This is a genomic window from Alteromonas gracilis (assembly GCF_036870955.2).
Taxonomy (GTDB): Bacteria; Pseudomonadota; Gammaproteobacteria; order Enterobacterales; family Alteromonadaceae; genus Alteromonas; species Alteromonas gracilis_A.
On the sequence record NZ_CP145482.2, the window covers coordinates 3,344,299 to 3,363,745 of the forward strand.

The 19,447-nt window shown below is 44.4% G+C and carries 16 protein-coding genes and 1 pseudogene; 8 read left to right on the forward strand and 9 right to left on the reverse strand.

Features of this window, described 5'->3' with window-relative positions:
- Positions 1-22 precede the first annotated feature (22 nt).
- The 7 genes and pseudogenes from V6N89_RS16140 (at position 23) to serA (ending at position 6,902) form a co-directional block, all read left to right on the forward strand.
- Positions 23-965, forward strand: a pseudogene (locus V6N89_RS16140) (nucleoside hydrolase).
- 78 nt (positions 966-1,043) lie between these two features.
- The gene (locus tag V6N89_RS16145) at positions 1,044-1,388 is read left to right on the forward strand and encodes a GAF domain-containing protein (protein ID WP_346992954.1); all 345 of its coding nucleotides are present in this window, start codon (positions 1,044-1,046) and stop codon (positions 1,386-1,388) included.
- A gap of 8 nt (positions 1,389-1,396) precedes the next feature.
- Positions 1,397-2,668 (forward strand): ATP-binding protein, encoded by a 1,272-nt coding sequence (locus tag V6N89_RS16150; protein ID WP_338518494.1) that lies wholly within the window; start codon positions 1,397-1,399, stop codon positions 2,666-2,668.
- A 9-nt stretch (positions 2,669-2,677) separates the two neighbouring features.
- Positions 2,678-3,310 carry a 5-formyltetrahydrofolate cyclo-ligase gene (locus V6N89_RS16155; RefSeq protein ID WP_338518495.1) on the forward strand — a complete coding sequence of 211 codons (633 nt, stop codon included), beginning with the start codon at positions 2,678-2,680 and terminating at the stop codon, positions 3,308-3,310.
- 258 nt (positions 3,311-3,568) lie between these two features.
- On the forward strand, positions 3,569-4,567 hold the full coding sequence (locus tag V6N89_RS16160; RefSeq protein WP_338518496.1) for a hypothetical protein: 999 nt from the start codon (positions 3,569-3,571) through the stop codon (positions 4,565-4,567).
- Between the two features lie 167 nt (positions 4,568-4,734).
- Complete coding sequence (gene rpiA / locus V6N89_RS16165) at positions 4,735-5,391, forward strand: ribose-5-phosphate isomerase RpiA (protein ID WP_338518497.1); 657 nt, start codon at positions 4,735-4,737, stop codon at positions 5,389-5,391.
- A gap of 281 nt (positions 5,392-5,672) precedes the next feature.
- Positions 5,673-6,902, forward strand: a complete 1,230-nt coding sequence (gene serA / locus V6N89_RS16170) for a phosphoglycerate dehydrogenase (protein ID WP_338518498.1) — start codon at positions 5,673-5,675, stop codon at positions 6,900-6,902.
- Between the two features lie 85 nt (positions 6,903-6,987).
- On the opposite strand, the gene V6N89_RS16175 is transcribed toward serA, so the two are convergent.
- The 7 genes from V6N89_RS16175 to V6N89_RS16205 all read right to left on the reverse strand — a co-directional run bounded on the left by V6N89_RS16175 (position 6,988) and on the right by V6N89_RS16205 (position 15,573).
- Positions 6,988-7,734 (reverse strand): DUF481 domain-containing protein, encoded by a 747-nt coding sequence (locus tag V6N89_RS16175; RefSeq protein ID WP_338518499.1) that lies wholly within the window; start codon positions 7,732-7,734, stop codon positions 6,988-6,990.
- Positions 7,735-7,940: 206 nt separating this feature from the next.
- A complete protein-coding gene (locus V6N89_RS16180) occupies positions 7,941-8,723 on the reverse strand; it encodes a DUF481 domain-containing protein (protein ID WP_431189805.1) in 783 nt (260 codons plus the stop codon).
- A 163-nt stretch (positions 8,724-8,886) separates the two neighbouring features.
- The gene (locus tag V6N89_RS16185) at positions 8,887-9,711 is read right to left on the reverse strand and encodes an HDOD domain-containing protein (RefSeq protein ID WP_338518501.1); all 825 of its coding nucleotides are present in this window, start codon (positions 9,709-9,711) and stop codon (positions 8,887-8,889) included.
- Positions 9,712-9,872: 161 nt separating this feature from the next.
- Complete coding sequence (locus V6N89_RS16190) at positions 9,873-10,076, reverse strand: DUF1289 domain-containing protein (RefSeq protein WP_431189737.1); 204 nt, start codon at positions 10,074-10,076, stop codon at positions 9,873-9,875.
- 234 nt (positions 10,077-10,310) lie between these two features.
- On the reverse strand, positions 10,311-10,985 hold the full coding sequence (locus V6N89_RS16195; RefSeq protein WP_431189806.1) for an SIMPL domain-containing protein: 675 nt from the start codon (positions 10,983-10,985) through the stop codon (positions 10,311-10,313).
- Positions 10,986-11,188: 203 nt separating this feature from the next.
- Positions 11,189-14,311, reverse strand: a complete 3,123-nt coding sequence (locus tag V6N89_RS16200) for an efflux RND transporter permease subunit (RefSeq protein ID WP_346992956.1) — start codon at positions 14,309-14,311, stop codon at positions 11,189-11,191.
- Positions 14,311-15,573 carry an efflux RND transporter periplasmic adaptor subunit gene (locus V6N89_RS16205; protein WP_346992957.1) on the reverse strand — a complete coding sequence of 421 codons (1,263 nt, stop codon included), beginning with the start codon at positions 15,571-15,573 and terminating at the stop codon, positions 14,311-14,313. The genes V6N89_RS16200 and V6N89_RS16205 overlap by 1 nt, the downstream gene beginning before the upstream one ends.
- A gap of 642 nt (positions 15,574-16,215) precedes the next feature.
- On the opposite strand from V6N89_RS16205, the gene V6N89_RS16210 reads away from it, so the two are divergent.
- Entirely contained in the window at positions 16,216-17,298 is a 1,083-nt protein-coding gene (locus tag V6N89_RS16210; protein ID WP_346992958.1) for a LysR family transcriptional regulator, read from the forward strand.
- A 28-nt stretch (positions 17,299-17,326) separates the two neighbouring features.
- Here the strand turns inward: V6N89_RS16210 and V6N89_RS16215 are convergent, their stop codons facing one another.
- Complete coding sequence (locus V6N89_RS16215; RefSeq protein WP_346992959.1) at positions 17,327-17,767, reverse strand: hypothetical protein; 441 nt, start codon at positions 17,765-17,767, stop codon at positions 17,327-17,329.
- A 228-nt stretch (positions 17,768-17,995) separates the two neighbouring features.
- Positions 17,996-19,417 carry a dihydrolipoyl dehydrogenase gene (lpdA, locus tag V6N89_RS16220; protein ID WP_159626855.1) on the reverse strand — a complete coding sequence of 474 codons (1,422 nt, stop codon included), beginning with the start codon at positions 19,415-19,417 and terminating at the stop codon, positions 17,996-17,998.
- Positions 19,418-19,447: the final 30 nt, after the last annotated feature.

A 19,447-nucleotide genomic window follows, 5' to 3' on the forward strand; every position in this document is an offset into this window, starting at 1 on the left:
AAACGAATTTGAGAAAAAATTGATGGCACATAAAATCATTTTAGATACAGATCCGGGTATTGATGACGCAATGGCGATTTTCTTCGCTTTTCAATCTCCAGATATCGAAGTTCTTGGCCTTACCACAGTATTTGGTAATGTTCCTGTTGATATGGCGGCGCAAAACGCATTAACCCTGTGTGAACTTGCTAGGTAAAGATATCCCAGTGACGAAAGGTGTAGGTATGCCATGGGTAGGCCCAGAGTCAACCTACGCGCACTTTGTGCATGGCGATTATGGCTTTGGTCATATTAAGCCTGAAGCACCAAAGACTGAGCTAGATCCTCGTAGCTCTGCGCAGTTCATTGTTGATATGGCGCGTAAATACCCTGGCGAGATTACAATCGTGGCTATTGGCCCACTAGGTAACTTGGCGTTGGCCCTTCGTCTAGAACCAGAATTGCCCAAGCTAGTTAAAGGCGTGAGCATAATGGGCGGCGCTGCGTTTGTTCGCGGTAACGTGACACCTGTTGCCGAAGCTAATATCTGGAATGATGCCAATGCCGCTGAAATTGTATTTGCTGCAGACTGGGATTTGACCATGTTTGGCCTGGACGTAACAAACGACGTACCATTCGCGCCGACGTTCGTTGATGTGCTTGCCGAGAAAAATGCCAAACTAGGCAGTTTTGTTCAAGAAAGCGCACAGTTCTATATGGATTTTTATTCGCAGAACCGTGAAGACCGCGTTTGCTTCTTCCATGATGCATTCCCTATTGCACACCTTCGTCACCCGGAGTTATTCGAACTTACCGAGGGCCATGTTCGCGTTGGTACTGGCGCGCTTGATAGAGGACAAACTGTCGTTGCACCTAAAGGAACAACGCCAAGTCCGCTATGGAATGAAGCCAACACCATCAAAGTGGCGACAAAAGTGGACCACGCAAAACTTGAACAATTGTTTATAGATACTTACGCACTTTAAATACAGTGTGTTAATGTTAAAGGGGGTTGTGTAAGCATCCCCCTTTTTTATTGTCTTCAAGGTAGAATAAACGACGTCATGATATCTGCGCCCATTCCTGAAAACGAAAACGAACGATTAGCTGAGCTTTTAAGCTATGACGTACTCGATACCGAGGCCGAGCAGCTTTTTGATGACCTTACCGCTTTAGCGTCGCAGATATGTGAAACGCCCATTGCACTTATTAGTCTTGTCGATCCAAACAGGCAATGGTTTAAGTCTCGCGTCGGGTTAGACGCGCAGGAAACGTCCCGCGAAATTGCATTTTGCTCGCATGCCATATTGCAACGAGAAGTTTTCGAAGTCCCCAATGCCAAAGAAGACCCCCGTTTTCATGACAACCCATTGGTGACCGGTGCACCTGATATACGTTTTTACGCTTAAGCGCACCCTTGATAACGCCTTCCGGCCAAGCCATCGGTACCTTGTGTGCCATTGATAAAAAGCCTCGAGAGTTAACTGACGAACAACGAGCCTCGCTTCAAACGCTGAGTAAATCAGTGGTAGCACATCTTGAACTAAAACGAAAAAACAGAGAGCTTGAACGCACCAGTCAATTTAAATCCGACTTCTTATCTTATGTAAGCCACGAAATACGTACACCGCTAAACGCCATTAATACGTTTAGTCATCTACTGGAAGCGGAAGCAAAAAGGCTCTCACTGCCGTCAAGTTTCTCCACACCACTTTCGCATGTGACAAAAAGTGGTGAGCGATTGTTGGAGATTGTTAACTCGGTATTAGATATAAAACAAATTGAAGCGGGTAAGATGCGGGTAATGCCAAGGGCAGTTAATACGCAAGACTTCTTCACTCACTTATTTTCACTTACCAAAATACGAGCGCAGGACAGCAACATTACCTTTACCACTGTTATTTATGAATCTGTACCAGACTCGCTGTTTTTTGATGACACTAAACTTGGACAGGTAGCGCTGAATATTTTATCTAATGCCATTAAGTTTACGCCCAAAGGAAAAGCAGTAAGAGCGCAAGTAAAGTACAAGAGCAACAAAGTCATTTTCAATGTTATTGATGAAGGCATTGGAATGAGCGACGAAGACCAAAAGCGCCTCTTTACTGCATTTGAGCGCATGGACAACGCGCAGCAGATAAAAGGGACTGGACTTGGCCTTAACATTTCAAAACGACTGATTGAGCTAATGGACGGCAGTATTAAGGTTAGTAGTAAATTGAATGAGGGCACAAGAGTAAGCATCACTCTGCCCGCTGATGAAATAAGTGCCAATCAATTTGTTGAAGACCAGCCTCAAAGTTTCGTGGCCCAAGCCGTTTTTGATAAAGACGTGAATGTTCTCGTTGTAGAAGACCACGAAATTAACCAAATAGTGATAGAAACGCTCTTTGAAAAACTGGGAACCCCCGTAGCCTTAGTTAGCACAGGCGAAGAGGGAGTGGAATACGTGAAGTCAAACCCGGTTGATTTGGTGTTGATGGACTTGAACTTACCTGGCATTCAAGGTGATGAGGCCACAAAACAAATAAAAGCTATTCACCCAACGCTTCCTGTTGTGGCTCTTACCGCTGATGTGATAACCGAGGCTGAAGCGCTTCAGCAAAAAGGGCTAGATGCCGTACTTACCAAGCCTATAGACAGCAAAGAGCTGGTGAGTATGCTGAACACGATTTTAGGTGAGCAGTAGCATTTCAACATGCCAAAAGCGTCGTATCAGGTTCATCCTTTACCGCAAACTGACCTTAATGCGCGAGCAACATTAAGAAAAAGTTTAAGAGCAGCGCGCAAGCGCTTGTCAAGCGAAGCCAGTATGGCAGCAAGCCTTGGTATTATTGATAATTTACAAAAATTAGCATGGCTCGAAAAACCAAGTTGCGTTGCGGTCTATTTAGAAAATGATGGTGAAGTTGATTTACAACCCTTCGTTGAACATTGCTGGCACCGCTTCCCTAAAATCTTCTTCACCCTTCCTGTTTTACACCCCGTATGTAAAGGACATTTATTGTTTTTACAATACAACAAAGACACATTGATGGTGCAAAACAAATATAAAATTAGTGAGCCTAGGCTCGCGTGCCAAGACGTTATTCCCACGTCAGATGTCGACGTAATTTTGATGCCACTGGTCGGTTTCGACAAACAGGGGAACAGACTTGGCATGGGAGGCGGATACTACGATCGCACATTGGCGTTTACGAAACACTCCAACAAAAAGCCTGTCCTTATTGGTATAGCGCACGACTTTCAAGAAGTTAACGCCCTGCCTACAGCGCCTTGGGATGTTCCACTGGACGCTATTGTCACTCCAACTCGAATACTTCGTTTTTAGTTCGCGCTTAAAGATTGGATTTGTTTATGGGGAGTGACAGCTAGGTCGCCGCCTGAGAAGCGTCATGCCATTTCATATGGCGAACTTGACTAACTATTGGTCAATAAAGTTATTTCACTACCGAAAAGGTAGATGCAACTAGCCTACCGCCAAAGCAAACCACTGTTTTTATTACCTTTTTCTTCTTGGCGCTTATATTGCAAAAACATCCTTAATCTCGCTACGCGACAACACGCATAGAAGAATAAGGAAAAGCAAATGTATACAGACGAAGACCTTACACTCGCAGTCAAACAGGATATTTTTAATCAGTCAGACGTGACGCGGTTTCGACATTTCATCAATGAAACACGAAATAGTCACGCTGTCGATGAAGAGAACTTTCGCCTCATTAATGGCTTTAATGACATTTTTGTGGTGATTGCAAGCGCATTATTGTTGGCGTCACTGGCATGGCTTGGTTACGCTGTGACACCTCCGTTAGGTGGCATTGCTCTGGCAGCAGGCTCGTGGATTTTAGCAGAGTATTTTGTCAATAAACGTCGTATGGCATTACCTGCCATCGCGCTATTGCTATCGTTTTTAGTCGGACTATTCGCCATTCCCATTCTATTTAGACCAGAAGTGAAAGAGTTTGCATTTATCGCGTCTGGGTTGCTTACCACCATAGGTGCCATAGCGCATTGGGTGAGATTCCGTGTTCCAATTACTGTGGCAGCTGGCGCGGCAACATTAACGGCAGGTGTTGTGGCTACAGTTACCTATATGTTTCCAGCGACACTTTTGTATATAAATCATTTTATTCTGACCTTTGGCTTAATCATCTTTGGTCTGGCCATGTACTGGGATAGCAAAGATACGCTAAGACAAACACGCTCGTCTGATGTTGCGTTTTGGCTGCACCTTATTTCAGCACCTATGATTGTGCACCCTATATTCCATAGTTTAGGTGTACTTGAGGGGAGCGGAGACATGTTTATTTCGTTGGTCGTACTTGCTTTGTACGTACTACTTGCGGTGATCTCTATTGCTGTAGACCGCAGAGCCATTATGGTGTCAGCACTAACCTACGTGGTTTACACTTTCTCTGCCCTGATGGAAGATTTTGGCATGGTTTCATCGAACTTTGCGATTACTGGACTGTGCATAGGAACTTCACTGCTTTTACTTTCTGCCTACTGGCACAGCTGCAGACGCGTGGTATTGAAATTAGTTCCCCACAACGTACAGCTGAAATTACCAGAAGCAAAAGCGTAAACAAGCTCGAACTACACGCCTACAACGCAGCAACATCCTGTTTGCTGCGTTTTTTATTTCTGCGTTTTACGACGCTATACAAAGAAGCACAAAGAAGCATAATTGTCTCTACTACCGCTGGGGTTAATCGGTTACACTGCAACCAAAAATAGTCAGAGAGTACCCCCATGGATCAGAACGCAAAAAAACAAGCCGTGGCAAAAGCAGCTATTGCCTACGTTGAACAAGACAGTATTGTTGGAGTTGGAACCGACTCAACCGTTAACTTCTTTATTGAAGAGCTGGGCAAAATCAAACACAAAATTGAAGGTGCGGTATCTAGCTCTGAAGCGTCTACAGAACGCATGAAAGCGTTGGGTATAGACGTTTTTGAACTTAATGAGGTCAGCGACTTATCGGTCTACATAGACGGGGCGGATGAGGTTACCGAGCACAAGCATATGATCAAGGGCGGCGGCGCAGCCCTTACCCGTGAAAAAATCGTTGCAGGCGCGGCCAAGACATTTGTTTGCATTGTCGATGAGAGTAAGCGCGTACCAGTGCTTGGCAAATTTCCCCTTCCGGTAGAGGTCATTCCTATGGCTCGCTCTTTCGTTGCGCGTGAGCTGGTTAAGTTAGGTGGCGATCCTGAATACCGTCAGGGTGTGGTTACCGACAATGGCAACGTTATTATTGACGTGCATAACCTTGAAATAATTAACCCTCGCGAACTTGAGCAAAAAATAAACAACATACCTGGTGTTGTCACTAATGGCATTTTTGCACTGCGCGGTGCCGATATCGTGCTTTCAGCGTCGGATAACGGCGTAGACACCTATAAGTAGTCAGCATCATCAATACTGCACACCTTTGTGTGCAGTATTAGCACAATTACTACTTTTATCTTTGTGTGTTTTCTGTTAGTTTTCGTTTAGACGTCTAGATGTCCTTAAAAGCATTGGCGGTAGTAGAGAAACGGAGTGAAATCACTCCTCGTGTAAACACCCCGTACGGTGATTACATACAGGTAGTAAAAGTGAGAAGATAATGACTGTGTTTGTAAAACGCAGTGTTACCCCTAAAACATACTTGCCACCCCATTACATCAGCGAGAGATAGCGAGTTCATGAGCAAAGTTTCATTAGAGAAGGATAAAATCCGAATTTTGTTGTTAGAAGGCGTTCACCAAAGTGCTTTGGAAACCCTGAAAAGCAATGGTTATAGCAACATTGAGTTTCTTAAAACCTCGCTTCCTGAAGATGAGCTTATTGAGAAAATTAAAGATGCCCACTTTGTTGGTATTCGTTCGCGCACTCAAATAACAGAGAACGTTGTCAACGCAGCTCAGAAGCTTGTTGCCATTGGTTGTTTCTGCATTGGTACCAACCAAGTCGATCTTGAAGCCACTCAGCGTCGTGGTATTCCTGTTTTCAATGCGCCATTTTCAAATACCCGTTCGGTGGCTGAACTTGTCCTTGGACAAATTATTCTGTTGCTTCGCCAAGTACCAAGTAAAAATGCCAAAGCGCATCGTGGTGAGTGGGAAAAAACAGCAGTAGGCTCATATGAAGCACGCGGCAAAACACTGGGTATTATTGGCTATGGTCATATTGGTACGCAGCTAAGTATTCTTGCAGAGCACTTAGGTATGCGTGTTCAATTTTTCGATATCGAAGACAAGCTAGTTTTAGGTAACTCAACCCAAATTAAGTCGCTAAACAAACTGCTTAACACGTCAGATGTTGTGTCTTTACACGTTCCAGAAACGCCTCAGACACAAGACATGATAGGTGCAGAGCAACTGGCTCAGATGAAGCCAGGTAGTATTCTTATTAACGCGTCTCGCGGTACGGTTGTTGACATAGACGCGCTAGCTAATGCGCTTGAAAGCGGTCACTTAAATGGTGCAGCTATTGACGTATTCCCGGTTGAACCTAAGTCAAATACCGAAGAGTTCCAGTCACCTTTACGTAAATTCGACAACGTTATTCTTACGCCACATGTAGGTGGTAGCACGCAAGAAGCGCAGGAGAATATCGGTATTGAAGTAGCGGGTAAACTGGCTAAATACAGTGACAATGGTTCTACGCTATCTGCGGTCAACTTCCCAGAAGTATCATTGCCAGAGCACACTGGACGTTCGCGTTTGTTACATGTACACAAAAACCAGCCTGGTATCCTAACGCAAATTAACCAAGCATTTGCTGAAAAAGGCATCAACATTGAAGCTCAGTACCTACAAACTAATGCCGATATTGGTTACGTGGTTGTTGATGTTAAAGAAGACCGAGGTTACGAGGCGCTTGCCGAATTGCAGCAAATTGAAGGAACGATTAAGACCCGTATTCTTCACTAATTGATAGACTGTAATTAAACAAACAACGCTGCGAATGCAGCGTTTTTTATGTCTAAACATTAGTGCCGAATAGGCGAGAATAGGCTTAGAAGAAGTTGTATACCAAGCTAACGGCTGTTTCAGTATCAAGCTTTTCTACATCTTCTGCTACTTGCGAGTTGTGATCTAACTTAAATGACAAGCGCATAGAAAGGTTACCGCTGATCGTGGCCGTCAGGGCTGACTCTGCGCGAGATTTGGTGTTTTCATCACCCACTTCGGTACTTGCCGTTTGCGTAAATTTGGCCGTATCTGAAATCTTCCACGAATAAATAGTCGATGCACGGACAATCATGCTGTTTTGGCTTTCACCTTCTTGAGTTTCAACAAACGCATAACCCGGACCGATTGAATACTCTAACTTATGGTTTTTATTTTGAATGAGCTTTTGGTTCCAACCAGCAGCAACCGTTGCTTGGTAATTAAAGTTACTAAAACGGTCGTCTTCGTATGAGGTGAACACAAACAGGCGGTTATCAGGGTTTTCTAATTTGTAGTTACCCTGTGCAGAGGCAAAGAACTTTTGTGCAGATGTGACATCTACATCTTCGCCATTATCACCTTCTACTGTTTCTTGTCTGTATAGACCTTCAATATTGTAGTCGTTGCTCCAGCTTTCAAATTCTTGATTTGCCGTGATGCCCGCATTGATTGACGTTGTATCTGTGTTACCAGTTGTCGAGATAAAACCCAACTCACCTTCCATTGTAAAAGGCTTAACTTCGTCGTCTTGCGCAAAGGCGGGGGTAGAAAGAGAGAGTGCGATTAAAGATGCAAGCGCCTGCTTTTTCATTGAACAATCCTATTGATTATCGTTCCATTTGTTACACACGAGACCTTATGAACTGCAAGGCGGTGTAACGCGAGTTTTTAAATAGTGAAGAGACACCATCGTCAATGTCTCTAAAAACAATGCTGCGCAGTGTACATTTCTTATTCTTATCGTCAATGTCACCGCTGCGAAAACAGCGTATATAGCGCACTTTTTACACTAATTGACTAGAAAAACTGGTAAACCAACGCCACAGACGTTTCTGTACTTAAGGCCTCTACATCATCTGCCGTATCGGTTTCATGATTTAAAATAAAAGACAATTTCATTGCCAAAGACCCGAATACATTAGCAGACAGTGACGTTTCAGAGCGTGATTTAGTATTGTCCTCATAAGCTTCTGTACTGAAAAACTGACGCAGCCTAGCACCACTAGTCCATCGATAACGATATTCTGCAGAGGCGCGCACAATAATGCCATCGTTGACTAAGCTGTCGTTGTCTTCTTCGGCTTCTAAAAACGTATAGCCTGGCCCGATACTGTAGCGGAACTCACTGTCCTCATCGCGCCATAAGCGTTGAGACCAGCCCGCAGCCAAGGATGCACGATGCTCGTATCCAGAGAACCGATTGTCTTCATAGTCGCCATACATAAACAGGCGACGGCCTTTTTCAACGAGTTTATAGTCGAATTGTGCGGTGGTGTAAAACCGTTGTGCACTGACTTCTCGGTCTGTCGTTGCGGTGCCACTTTCTTTATAAAGTAGCTCTGCAAAATAAACATTACTCCAATGCTGCGTTTCATGGTCTGCATTGAGCGCAGCTTTGATGCTGGCAGCGGATGTATTGCCCGAATTTAAAAGCACACCGAGTTCTCCGTCTAGGGTGAAACGCGGTATCTCATCATCGGTATCAGGAGTATATTCTGCATGGTATAGCGTGCGTATGAGATCTTTTGCGTACAGCGGCGTACAAAAACAACCAAACAAAAAACACGCTACAAGGCGCATTAAGTACTTTGTAGTGAACATATTAAAATACACGTCTAGCTTTATAGTTTTGTGGGCGCTTTAAAACAGCGCTTTTTTAATTAATTTATAGAGCTTGCTGCCAACTACTTTTAGGGCTTTCACCCGCAGTCATAGCCCGACAGCGAAGTGTTTTTTATTTAGCTCATTGGATAAGCGAAACCACTTTTGATGTTTCAATTTCCGCATATTCAGCTGAAACTCGCACCAGTTCCTTGTCAGGGCTTATCACATTGGCTATTTCTTTCGAGAAAAGTTCAATGTCATGATATTTCTCATTTTCAAGCTCACTAATAGTGACCTTGTTTGCTAACGCAAGCACGCTAACATCAATATCAGAGGCTTGCTTTTCTTTGTCATTCATTTGAACAACTGGATGTGAGAGACCAACGGGCAAATTCCAGTTTTCCATTATGATACCGCTGCAGTGTGCAAACGTAAAACCGAAATGCGCGATTTGACTTTCGTCAGGTAATGTCGCTTCGTGGTCTTTTAAATACGTTACATAGCGTCGTGGCGCGCGCTTAGCGACGATAAGCTCGCTAAGATTTTGCAGCATACCCATCACAAAAAAGCGGTCCGCACCTTTTATGTTTAGCCGCATTGCCAAGCTTTTAGCGACCATTCCGCAATACACAGATGCGTACCAATGCTTATCGAGATTCACATACTTAGTTTCAAAACACTTGAACGCGCTGCCTGCGGTTTCAGCAACAACAATATTGTATAGCGCTTCGCCGCCAATGACATTAATGGCTTTTGAAACAGATTCAATTTGCGAGGGAAAGCGAAAAAGCGAGCTATTTGCTAAACGCAGCACTTTGCCCGTTAGTGAAGGGTCTACGCTTATCAGATCACTCATGTCGTCTGCACTTGAACGTGGGTCGTCAAGAACTTCACGCAAACGTACACACACATCAGGTAACGCAAAGGACTTCGCCGCAAACGCAACGTACTTTTCTATCGACATCTAATCACACTCACTAAATTACTCACAAAAAACCAATTTTGTTTGTCTATCGACTTGTCGTTTTTTCCCTAAGGATAAATTCCCTAATCATAGGTTATTAAACAGGTTGTACTGTTCGTTCGCCCCTTGGCCACTTTCTTCGCTTTGCTTCCTTTCTCTTGCTAACACCGCTTTTTTCGCCTTACGCACGCACTGATAATTTGACGTTTTGTTGCGTCGTCAACTTTCAGCCAATATAAACGTTCATCTCTACTGCGAAAACATCCTTTGCAAAAGCCTCTAGGGCCCGACTCGCATACACCTATGCAAGGGCTAGGAATCTCAAAAAATTCCAACTGCTTAGATTGTGGTGCTTGCTCTGGCATGCAAATATCTCAGTTTTCGCAGAATTACTAAGGCGTTCTACTTAGGATAATTTTCACGCAACTCATCAATAAACTCACGCGCTAAATTATACCTACACGCTGCCAGAATGGCAGCGAAGAATAAGGTCTAGCATTCAAAAAAATACGTTTATTACCCTTTTAGAGTTAACAATCAATCACTAGCAATACCAAACCTAGTGATTGATTGGTTTGTTTAGCATAGCACGGTTCGAATTAATCGATGAGTGTATAGTCAATGGTCGAGACCACTCTGACCTTTTTGATATGAGGATGATGGCTATCTCGGCTACTGATAGTAAATTGACCTTGGTTCGCCCGCTTTATTTTTCCTAACGTACTTTGCGAGTCTTTCGCAAATTTCTCAGCGACTTCTCGTGCATTAAGTGTTGCCTCTTCAATCATGACAGGTTTGACTTCATTTAAGCGCGTAAATACATAGTCTGGTTGGGCGCGATAACTTTGATCAGACAACACAATTCCCGTTTTAATCAATTCACCGATTTGTTGCATCAACAGTCTGACTTTTTCCACGTCTTCAGAAAATACTGTCACAGTCTGAATAGCACTGTAGCGAAAAGGCGCTCTGTCAGAACCGCCGTATTGTTGTGCAAGCTTGTCGGTAATTTCTGGTTTTCCTATTGTGATGCTCTCGCTTGATATTCCCTTAGTTTGTAAAAACTGTGATACCTTGGCACTGTTCTTTTCGATTTGATCGTACAATGCAGGTAAGTCGTTGTAAGCATCAACAAACTGAATGGGCCAAATTACCTGATCGGCAATGTATTCTTTTTCAGAAAGACCTTTAACGGTGACTACTCTGTCCCATGTCTGCATATCATTCATCGCGCCTGATACCTGAAGACCAAGTACGCCTAACGCGACAATCATTCCTATTGCAATAATACTTGCTGCATCTACTTTCACAATTAACTCCCTAATACATTTAATACCGTTCCAAGTTTAATCAACAATAGCACCATTTTTGTTGTGTAAATAAGGCTAGTTGAGGCGAATTAAGGCAAAAAAAAGGCCACTCAAGTGAGTGGCCTAAAAAGCCCCTTAAGAGGGCAACGCTTGGGTAGACGGGAGAGTTAACCGTTGCGCTTTAGCAAATAGTAAAAGACTGGGGTTAGGATTAGCCCGAAGAAAGTTACGCCTATCATGCCTGAGAATACTGCTACCCCCATCGCCTGACGCATTTCAGCACCTGCGCCTGTAGAGATAACCATTGGCAATACGCCCATGATGAATGCAATTGAAGTCATCAAAATAGGACGTAAACGTAAACGGCTCGCCTCTTTAATAGCAGACAGCGCATCCATACCCTTGTCTTGCAACTCTTTGGCAAATTCGACAATAAGAATGGCATTCTTAGTGGCAAGGCCAACCAGTACAATCAATCCAATTTGAGTGAATATATTGTTGTCTCCACCGTAAACTTGCACACCTATTAACGCGCTAAGCAATGTCATTGGTACAATCAGAATGATGGCCAGTGGCAAGCGCAAGCTTTCATATTGTGCTGCAAGTACAAGGAACACCAATAACACCACGAGTGGGAATACGAACGCTGATGCGTTACCTGCAAGAATTTGCTGATACGTTAATTCAGTCCACTCGTAAGTCATTCCCAATGGCAGTGTTTCAGCCAAAATTTCTTCAATAGCGGCTTTCGCTTGGTCAGATGAATAACCCGGCGCTGGCGCCCCATTGATTTCTGCCGTGATATAGCCGTTATAGTGCATAACACGGTCTGGACCTGCGCTGTGCTCGATATTCAAAAATGAACCTAGGGGAATCATCTCACCTTGTGCATTTCTAATTTTAAATTGCGTAATATCTTCAATATCTTGACGATACTGCGCATCGGCCTGCACATTTACTTGATACGTACGGCCAAACAAATTGAAGTCATTGACATAAAGTGAGCCTAAGTAAGCCTGCATAGTGGTGAACAAGGTATCGATATTTACGCCTTGGCTTACCGCTTTTTCACGGTCTACATCAACATCAAGCTGTGGCACAGCAACCGTAAAGCTGGTGAAAGCGTCGGTAAGCGCAGGATGCGCCCATGCTTTGCCAATCACTTCTTGAGTGACGCGCTCTAGCTCTTCAAATCCAAGGTTGCCCCTGTCTTCCACCTGCAAACGGAACCCGCCAATTGTCCCTAACCCCATTACTGGTGGTGGTGGGAAGATAGCCACAAACGCACCTTTAATAGAGCCAAAGTTTTGATTTAGTTGAGCCGCAATGGCGCCGCCCGATAATTCAGGGCTATTACGCTTGTCAAAGTCGGTCAAGGTGGCAAACAAAACACCTGAGCTTGGACTATTGGTAAAGCCGTTAATGTTTAGCCCCGGAAATGCAATGGCATCTTCAACACCAGGGTGTTCCATGGCAATACGTGACATCTCACGAACGACTTCCTCGGTTCTATCTAAGCTGGCGGCATTAGGTAGCTGAGCAAACGCGACTAAGTACTGCTTGTCTTGCGGGGGTACATAGCCAGTGGGTGTATTGGCAAACTGGAAATAGGTCAGGCCAAGCAAACCAGCGTAAAGCACCATAATGACGCTGCTTTTACGGATAAGACCGCCCACAGCACCTGTGTACTTCTTAGAACCTCGGTCGAAGAAACGGTTAAAAGGCGCAAATACAGAACGACCAAACACTTTATCCATTAGTCGGGTAAGCCAGTCGTTAGCTTGACCGTGAGGCTTCAGCAATAGTGCAGACAAGGCTGGACTAAGCGTTAACGAGTTAATTGCTGAGATAACCGTAGAAATAGTGATAGTCAGTGCAAACTGCTTATAGAACTGACCTGTTAAACCACTCATAAAGGCGGTAGGTACAAACACTGCTGCAAGTACAAGTGTTGTCGCAATAATAGGCCCAGTTACCTCTTTCATTGCCTGTACCGTGGCATCAAACGGTGTTTTGCCTTCAGAAATATTACGCTCGACGTTCTCAACAACAACAATGGCGTCATCAACAACAATACCGATGGCAAGTACTAAGCCAAACAATGACAAGGCGTTAAGTGAGAAGCCCATCAACTGCATAAATGCAAAGGTACCCACCAACGAGATTGGTACTGCAACCAATGGAATTATAGATGCACGCCATGTTTGAAGGAAAAGTACTACCACAAGAACAACAAGCAATACCGCTTCTAGCAATGTGCTAATTACTGCTTCAATTGAGCCGCGCACAAAGACGGTAGGATCGTAGGCAATTTCGTACTCTAGGCCTTCTGGGAATAGCTGCGATAATTCAGCCATACGCGAACGCACATCGTCTGAAATTTGAATAGCATTTGACCCTGGTGCTTGGAAAATAGGTAAAGCCGCTGCCGGGTTATTGTTAATTAATGAACGAAGCGCATAAAACTCTGAACCTAGCTCAATACGAGCCACATCTTTAAGGCGCGTAATTTCGCCATTATCACCGGTTTTAACGATGATATTTTCAAATTCAGATTCGTCTTTAAGGCGACCGCGTACGTTGATAAGAAGCTGAAATTCGCTCGTACCCGTTGGCTGTGCACCAAGGCTACCCGCAGCCGCTTGCTGATTTTGATCGGCAATTGCCGCCACAACATCGCCTGGGTTCATTTGCAACGCAGCGAGTTTATTAGGGTCTAGCCACACACGCATGCTGAACTCGCCTGCACCAAACAGGCGTACTTGCCCTACCCCGTCAATACGGGCCAGCTCGTCTTTTACAAACTGGTCGGCATAGTTAGACAGATATAGCATGTCGTAGCGATTATCTGGCGATGTTAAGTGAACCACCATGGTCAGGTCAGGCGATGACTTTTCAGTAACTACACCTAAACGCTGTACTTCTTGTGGCAAACGTGGAGTAGCACGATTCACACGGTTTTGGACCAGCGTTGTCGCTTCATCAGGGTCTGTACCGATAGCAAACGTGATGGTTAATGTCATGCGGCCATCACTGGTTGCTTGTGAAGACATGTACAACATGTTTTCAACGCCGTTAATTTCTTGCTCAAGTGGCGTCGCGACGGTTTCAGCTATAACCTCTGGATTTGCGCCTGGATAGTTGGCTGTTACCACTACCGTTGGCGGAACAACTTCTGGATATTCTGTAATGGGGAGTTGCCATACTGCAATGGCACCTCCAATAAAAATGAGTAGTGATAGCACGCCCGCAAAGATCGGGCGGCTAATAAAGAATTGCGAGATGTTCATTACTTAAGACCTACTGTTACAGTGCCAGATGCCACTGAACCACCAGACAATACGTCCTCGTAATGCGCCATGTTGGTTACTTCTGTTACGTTATCTACCTGAGACTGCCAATCCTGCAAGCTCGCTAGCGCATCTTGGTCACCCATAGGTACTTCGTTCGCCGACACTGGCGCCCCTGGACGTACGCGTTGTAACCCGTCTACAACTATGGTGTCGCTAGCCGCAAGCCCACTTTTAATAATGCGCATGCTGCCCACTTTGTCACCCAGTGTAACCGCACGGTATTCCACTTTGTTTTCTTCATTCACCACAAGCACATACTTGTTATTCAAGTCGGTGCCAATCGCTTTTTCTTTGATAAGAATGCCTTGCTCGTTTGTACCATAAACGAGTTTAAGGTGGGCAAACAAACCAGGGATTAGGCGACCCTCTTCGTTATTGAACACGGCGCGAACGCGTAATGTACCTGTGTTGCCATTCACTTGATTATCGATAAAATCAATTTGGCCCCAATGCTGATAATCCGATTCATTGGCTAGACGCAACGCAACAGGCTTGTCGTTCACAGACGTTGCATTGCTGCTTGATACATAATTAAGGTAGGTTTGCTCATCGATGTCAAAGTATGCGTATAAACGGTCTGTTGACACGATACGAGTAAGTTCAGTTTGTCCCGCCGTTACAAAGTTACCTTCAGTAATATTGGCGCGAGAAATGCGGCCTGAAATAGGTGCTTCAACGCGCGCAAAACCTCGGTTTAAGCGCGCGACGTCAAGAGCGGCTTGAGTTTGATTAAGGCTAGCTAGCGCTTGGTTTTTCTCTGCTAAACGCGCATCAAGTACCTCTTCAGACACTGCTTGCGTCTTGCGAAGTTTGTGGGCGCGTTTGTAATTTTGCTCAGCAAGCTCTAGTCGACTTTTCGATTCTTCAAGCTGTGCGGTCAAGCGAGCGACTTCTGCTTTAAAAGTACGATTGTCAATTAGGAACAGCGTTTGCCCTTGCTCAACATATTCGCCTTCTTTAAATGCAACAAAATCGATGTAACCTGAAACACGAGGACGAAGCGCTACAATTTGTGGCGATTCCAAGCGACCAGTGAAGTTGTCCCATTCGGTAAGACGTTGCGTGACAACCGCTGCTACATCCACAGGAACGCCAGCATTTGCCTGCATAGATTGACTAGGATCCTGCTCGTCACCACCGCATGCAGCGACTAGCGCAGTAAGGCTTAAAACAGCCAATAAACGGGTAAAAGTTTTCATTGCAAGATTCTCTCTTAAGTTCGACTAAAGTTTGATGGAATGCATTATGAACCACACTAAACAATAAAAATAATTATCTTTTTATATGCAACACATCACACAATGTTATATATTGAGAATCTAGCGGACAAAATTTAAACGTGATGAAGGTGGTTTCACCTTTATCACGCAAATAACTGCTTAGAAAGCGAGAACTTAGGAAATTAGCGGGCTGTAGCGGTGCAGTGTAACACTGTCACTCATCGCATTCATTTGGAAAATAAATGCATTTAGCTATAACCTATAACTAAACTATGTCATTGCAATGACTTCGATATGTTTTCTGAAAACAGAAAAATAAATAGGTGAAACCAAGTGAACTTCACCTTACTTAAAGTGAAATTTTTTGGTTTGCTGATACAAAGCGAGATGACACACGTCGTCAATGCGAAGTAATTTACTTGTACCTTTGAGTACATAAAAAGCAATTGACGCTTTTTGCGATAGTCGAGAGACAAAGAGGTGGAAGCGCGGAGTAACCCCTCTACCGCAGGGATGCGGTAGCGGAGCCCCCAAGGATGGGTTTACGGCGCGTTTACGCAGCGCTTCCTCCTTTTTGGCTAAATGATTATCGCAAGAAGCGTCTAAAGACCGGAGACGATTATGCGTCCACATGACTTAAACTTACTAATGATATTCGATGCGATAATGACAGAAGGTGCCATTACCCGCGCCGCAGATAGGCTGTCAATGACTCAGCTAGCAGTATCAAATGCCCTGTCACGTATGCGCACTGCATGGAAAGACGAATTATTTGTTAAGGACGGACGCGGTATTCAACCCACTTCATTTGCCAAAAACTTGTGGAGCCAAATTCAAGGCCCGTTGGGTGAACTTGAAGTTGCGGTAAATCCGACAGATTTTAATCCTGCAACGGCCAAGCGTACATTCAGAATTGCCGCGACAGACAGTATTGTTTCTATGGTGTGGGGACCACTTCGACAAGTTATCGAAAACGAAGCGCCAAGTATCAACATTCACGCTATTCCTAATTATGACATGGAAACGGACAAAATACTCAAAGACGCAGAAGCTGAGTTAACTTTTTCCAAATACCAAGAGCCTGATTCGGTTATACGCGCTGAACATGTACTTGATCCCAGCTGGGTTGTGGTTATGCGCCCTGATCACCCGTTGGCAAAAAGCCAGCTTACATTAGAAGAATTTGTGGCCGCTGATCATTTATTGGTGTCTGTGACAGGTGATGTGACAGGCCCTACCGATCAAGTATTGGCTAACTTAGGGTTAAAACGCCGCGTAGCCATGTCGGTTAATCAGTTTTACAACGCAACGCCCTTGCTAAAAGAAAGCAACCTTATTTGTGTTGCACCATCGCTTGTGATGGAGCGTGAGATATTTTCTGGTGAACTCGCGGTTTTTGAAACGCCAATTGAAATTGTAAGTTCACCACTGTCTGTAATGTGGCACAAGCGTCAAGACCAAGATGCAGGATTACAATGGCTTCGAGGTTTGGTAGTTAAATTTATACGCGAACGGGTTCAACGTCACGAAATGTTGCTGTCTCAATGTTGCCGTAAAGCCTACTGCGAGAAAACCGTTAAACGCTTTATGGAACAGCGCAACATGGACTGCAACGAGTTCACGCCAGCGCATCTTAAAGCGCAGGAGTTTGACACTGAAGAAGTTGCAGCCAACCAAAAAATTAAAGAAAAAGTGATTGCTTAAACACGAAATAATGTAATGAATAGCAGGGTTAGTTGGCTTTACATCCCAGTGAAGAAAGCCAATCTAGCCCTTCCTGCTCACTACTACAGAACAAGTACTTTATTCCCGCTTGCTGGAATACCCGCTCAAACTGCCTAACCACCAAGGCTGGCACTTTTGCCCTATCTGCAATAACCACACTTGCAAGCATGCCAAGCTCCATACGACGCTTTATAGACACTACAAGCCACTCTTCCGCTTCGGGTGTTAATACACCGGTCCCAAAAATTGAGCCGATGAAGCCCCATTGCGCACCATCAAGGTTCCCTGTCAGCATGAGAACATCGTCGTGATATTGCTGCAGCATTTTTTGCGTTGCAATACCTTTCAATTCAGCCTTTACAACGCTGCCGCTAAGCTCAATGGCATATTCACCGTGCTTAGAAAATGAAGCCGGAGATGAGAAATGAGATGGTTGAGTACTTTGCATTAAAACCTTTGATGTTTGTTGAGTATAAAACGGGATAACTAAAGAGGCGCGTATTTTAATTAATCGTTCAATAACGTAAATCACCCTTTAGTATAAAAAAACAACAAATAAGGTATTTTTTATATTAAACGTTCAGAGACAGAAAGAAAAAATGCAGAGTTGCAAAAAGTGCTAGATACAAAAAACCCGCTCGTTGAGCGGGTTCTAATTAATTAGCAAAAAAGACGTTTACTTCTTTTTCTTCGCTTTCGGGTTTGGCAAGTCTGTGATGCTTCCTTCGAAGATTTCAGACGCAAGACCGATAGATTCGTTCAGCGTAGGGTGAGCGTGGATAGTTAATGCTACATCTTCAGCATCCGCACCCATCTCAATTGCTAGACCAATCTCACCGAGCATTTCACCAGCATTGGTACCTACCATTGCGCCACCGATAACGCGACCCGTGTCTTTGTCGAAGATCATCTTGGTCATACCGTTTGTTGCATCAGATGCAATTGCGCGACCAGAAGCAGCCCATGGGAATACCGCTGTTTCGTAGCTTACGCCCTGCTCTTTTGCTTCTTTCTCAGTTAAACCTACCCAAGCTACTTCTGGCTCAGTGTACGCAACTGAAGGAATTGCACGTGGGTCGAAGTAGTGCTTCTGCCCAGCAATAACTTCTGCTGCTACGTGGCCTTCGTGAACTGCTTTGTGCGCAAGCATAGGCTGACCTACAAGATCACCGATTGCGAAGATATGGTCAACGTTAGTACGCATTTGCTTATCAACATTAATAAAGCCGCGATCGTCAACATTAACGCCTGCAGCTTCTGCGCCCACTAGTTTACCGTTAGGCTTACGACCAACAGCAACAAGTACTTTGTCGTAGCGTACTGGCTCAGCAGGTGCGTTCTTGCCTTCAAATGTTACGTATAGACCGTCATCTTTTGCTTCAACTGCAGTAACTTTCGTTTCTAGCATGATGTTGAATTTTTCTTTGTAGTCTTTCATGAATACTTTCATGATGTCTTTGTCAGCTGCAGGAATAAGCTGATCTAAGAATTCAACTACGTCGATGTTTGAGCCAAGCGCTTCGTATACTGTACCCATTTCTAGACCGATGATACCACCGCCTAGTACTAGCATTTTCTCTGGAATGTCTTTCATTTCCAGTGCGCCAGTTGAGTCGATTACGCGCTCATCTTCTGGGATGAACGGTAGGCTAACTGGCTCAGAACCCGCTGCAATAATTGCTTTTTCAAAAGTAATGGTTGTAACGTCGTCACCATTTTTTACTTCAAGGGTGTTTGCGCCTGTAAATTTACCAAAGCCTTGAACGTGCTTGGTTTTACGCATTTTAGACATGCCGCCAAGACCGTTAGTTAATTGCTTAACTACGCTGTCTTTGTAATCGCGGATTTTGTCTAAATCGATGGTTGGCTCGCCAAACGTTACACCGTGGCTTGCAAGATGCTTCGCTTCTTTCATCACTTTTGCTACGTGAAGAAGGGCTTTAGAAGGAATACAGCCAACGTTCAGACAAACGCCACCAAGTGTGTCACGAGAGTCTACGATAACTGTTTCAATACCTAAGTCAGCTGCACGGAATGCTGCTGAATAACCGCCAGGGCCGCCGCCCAGTACCACCAATTGCGTTTTAATTTCGCTCATTGTGAACCTCAATCCTGTTCTTGTAGGGTC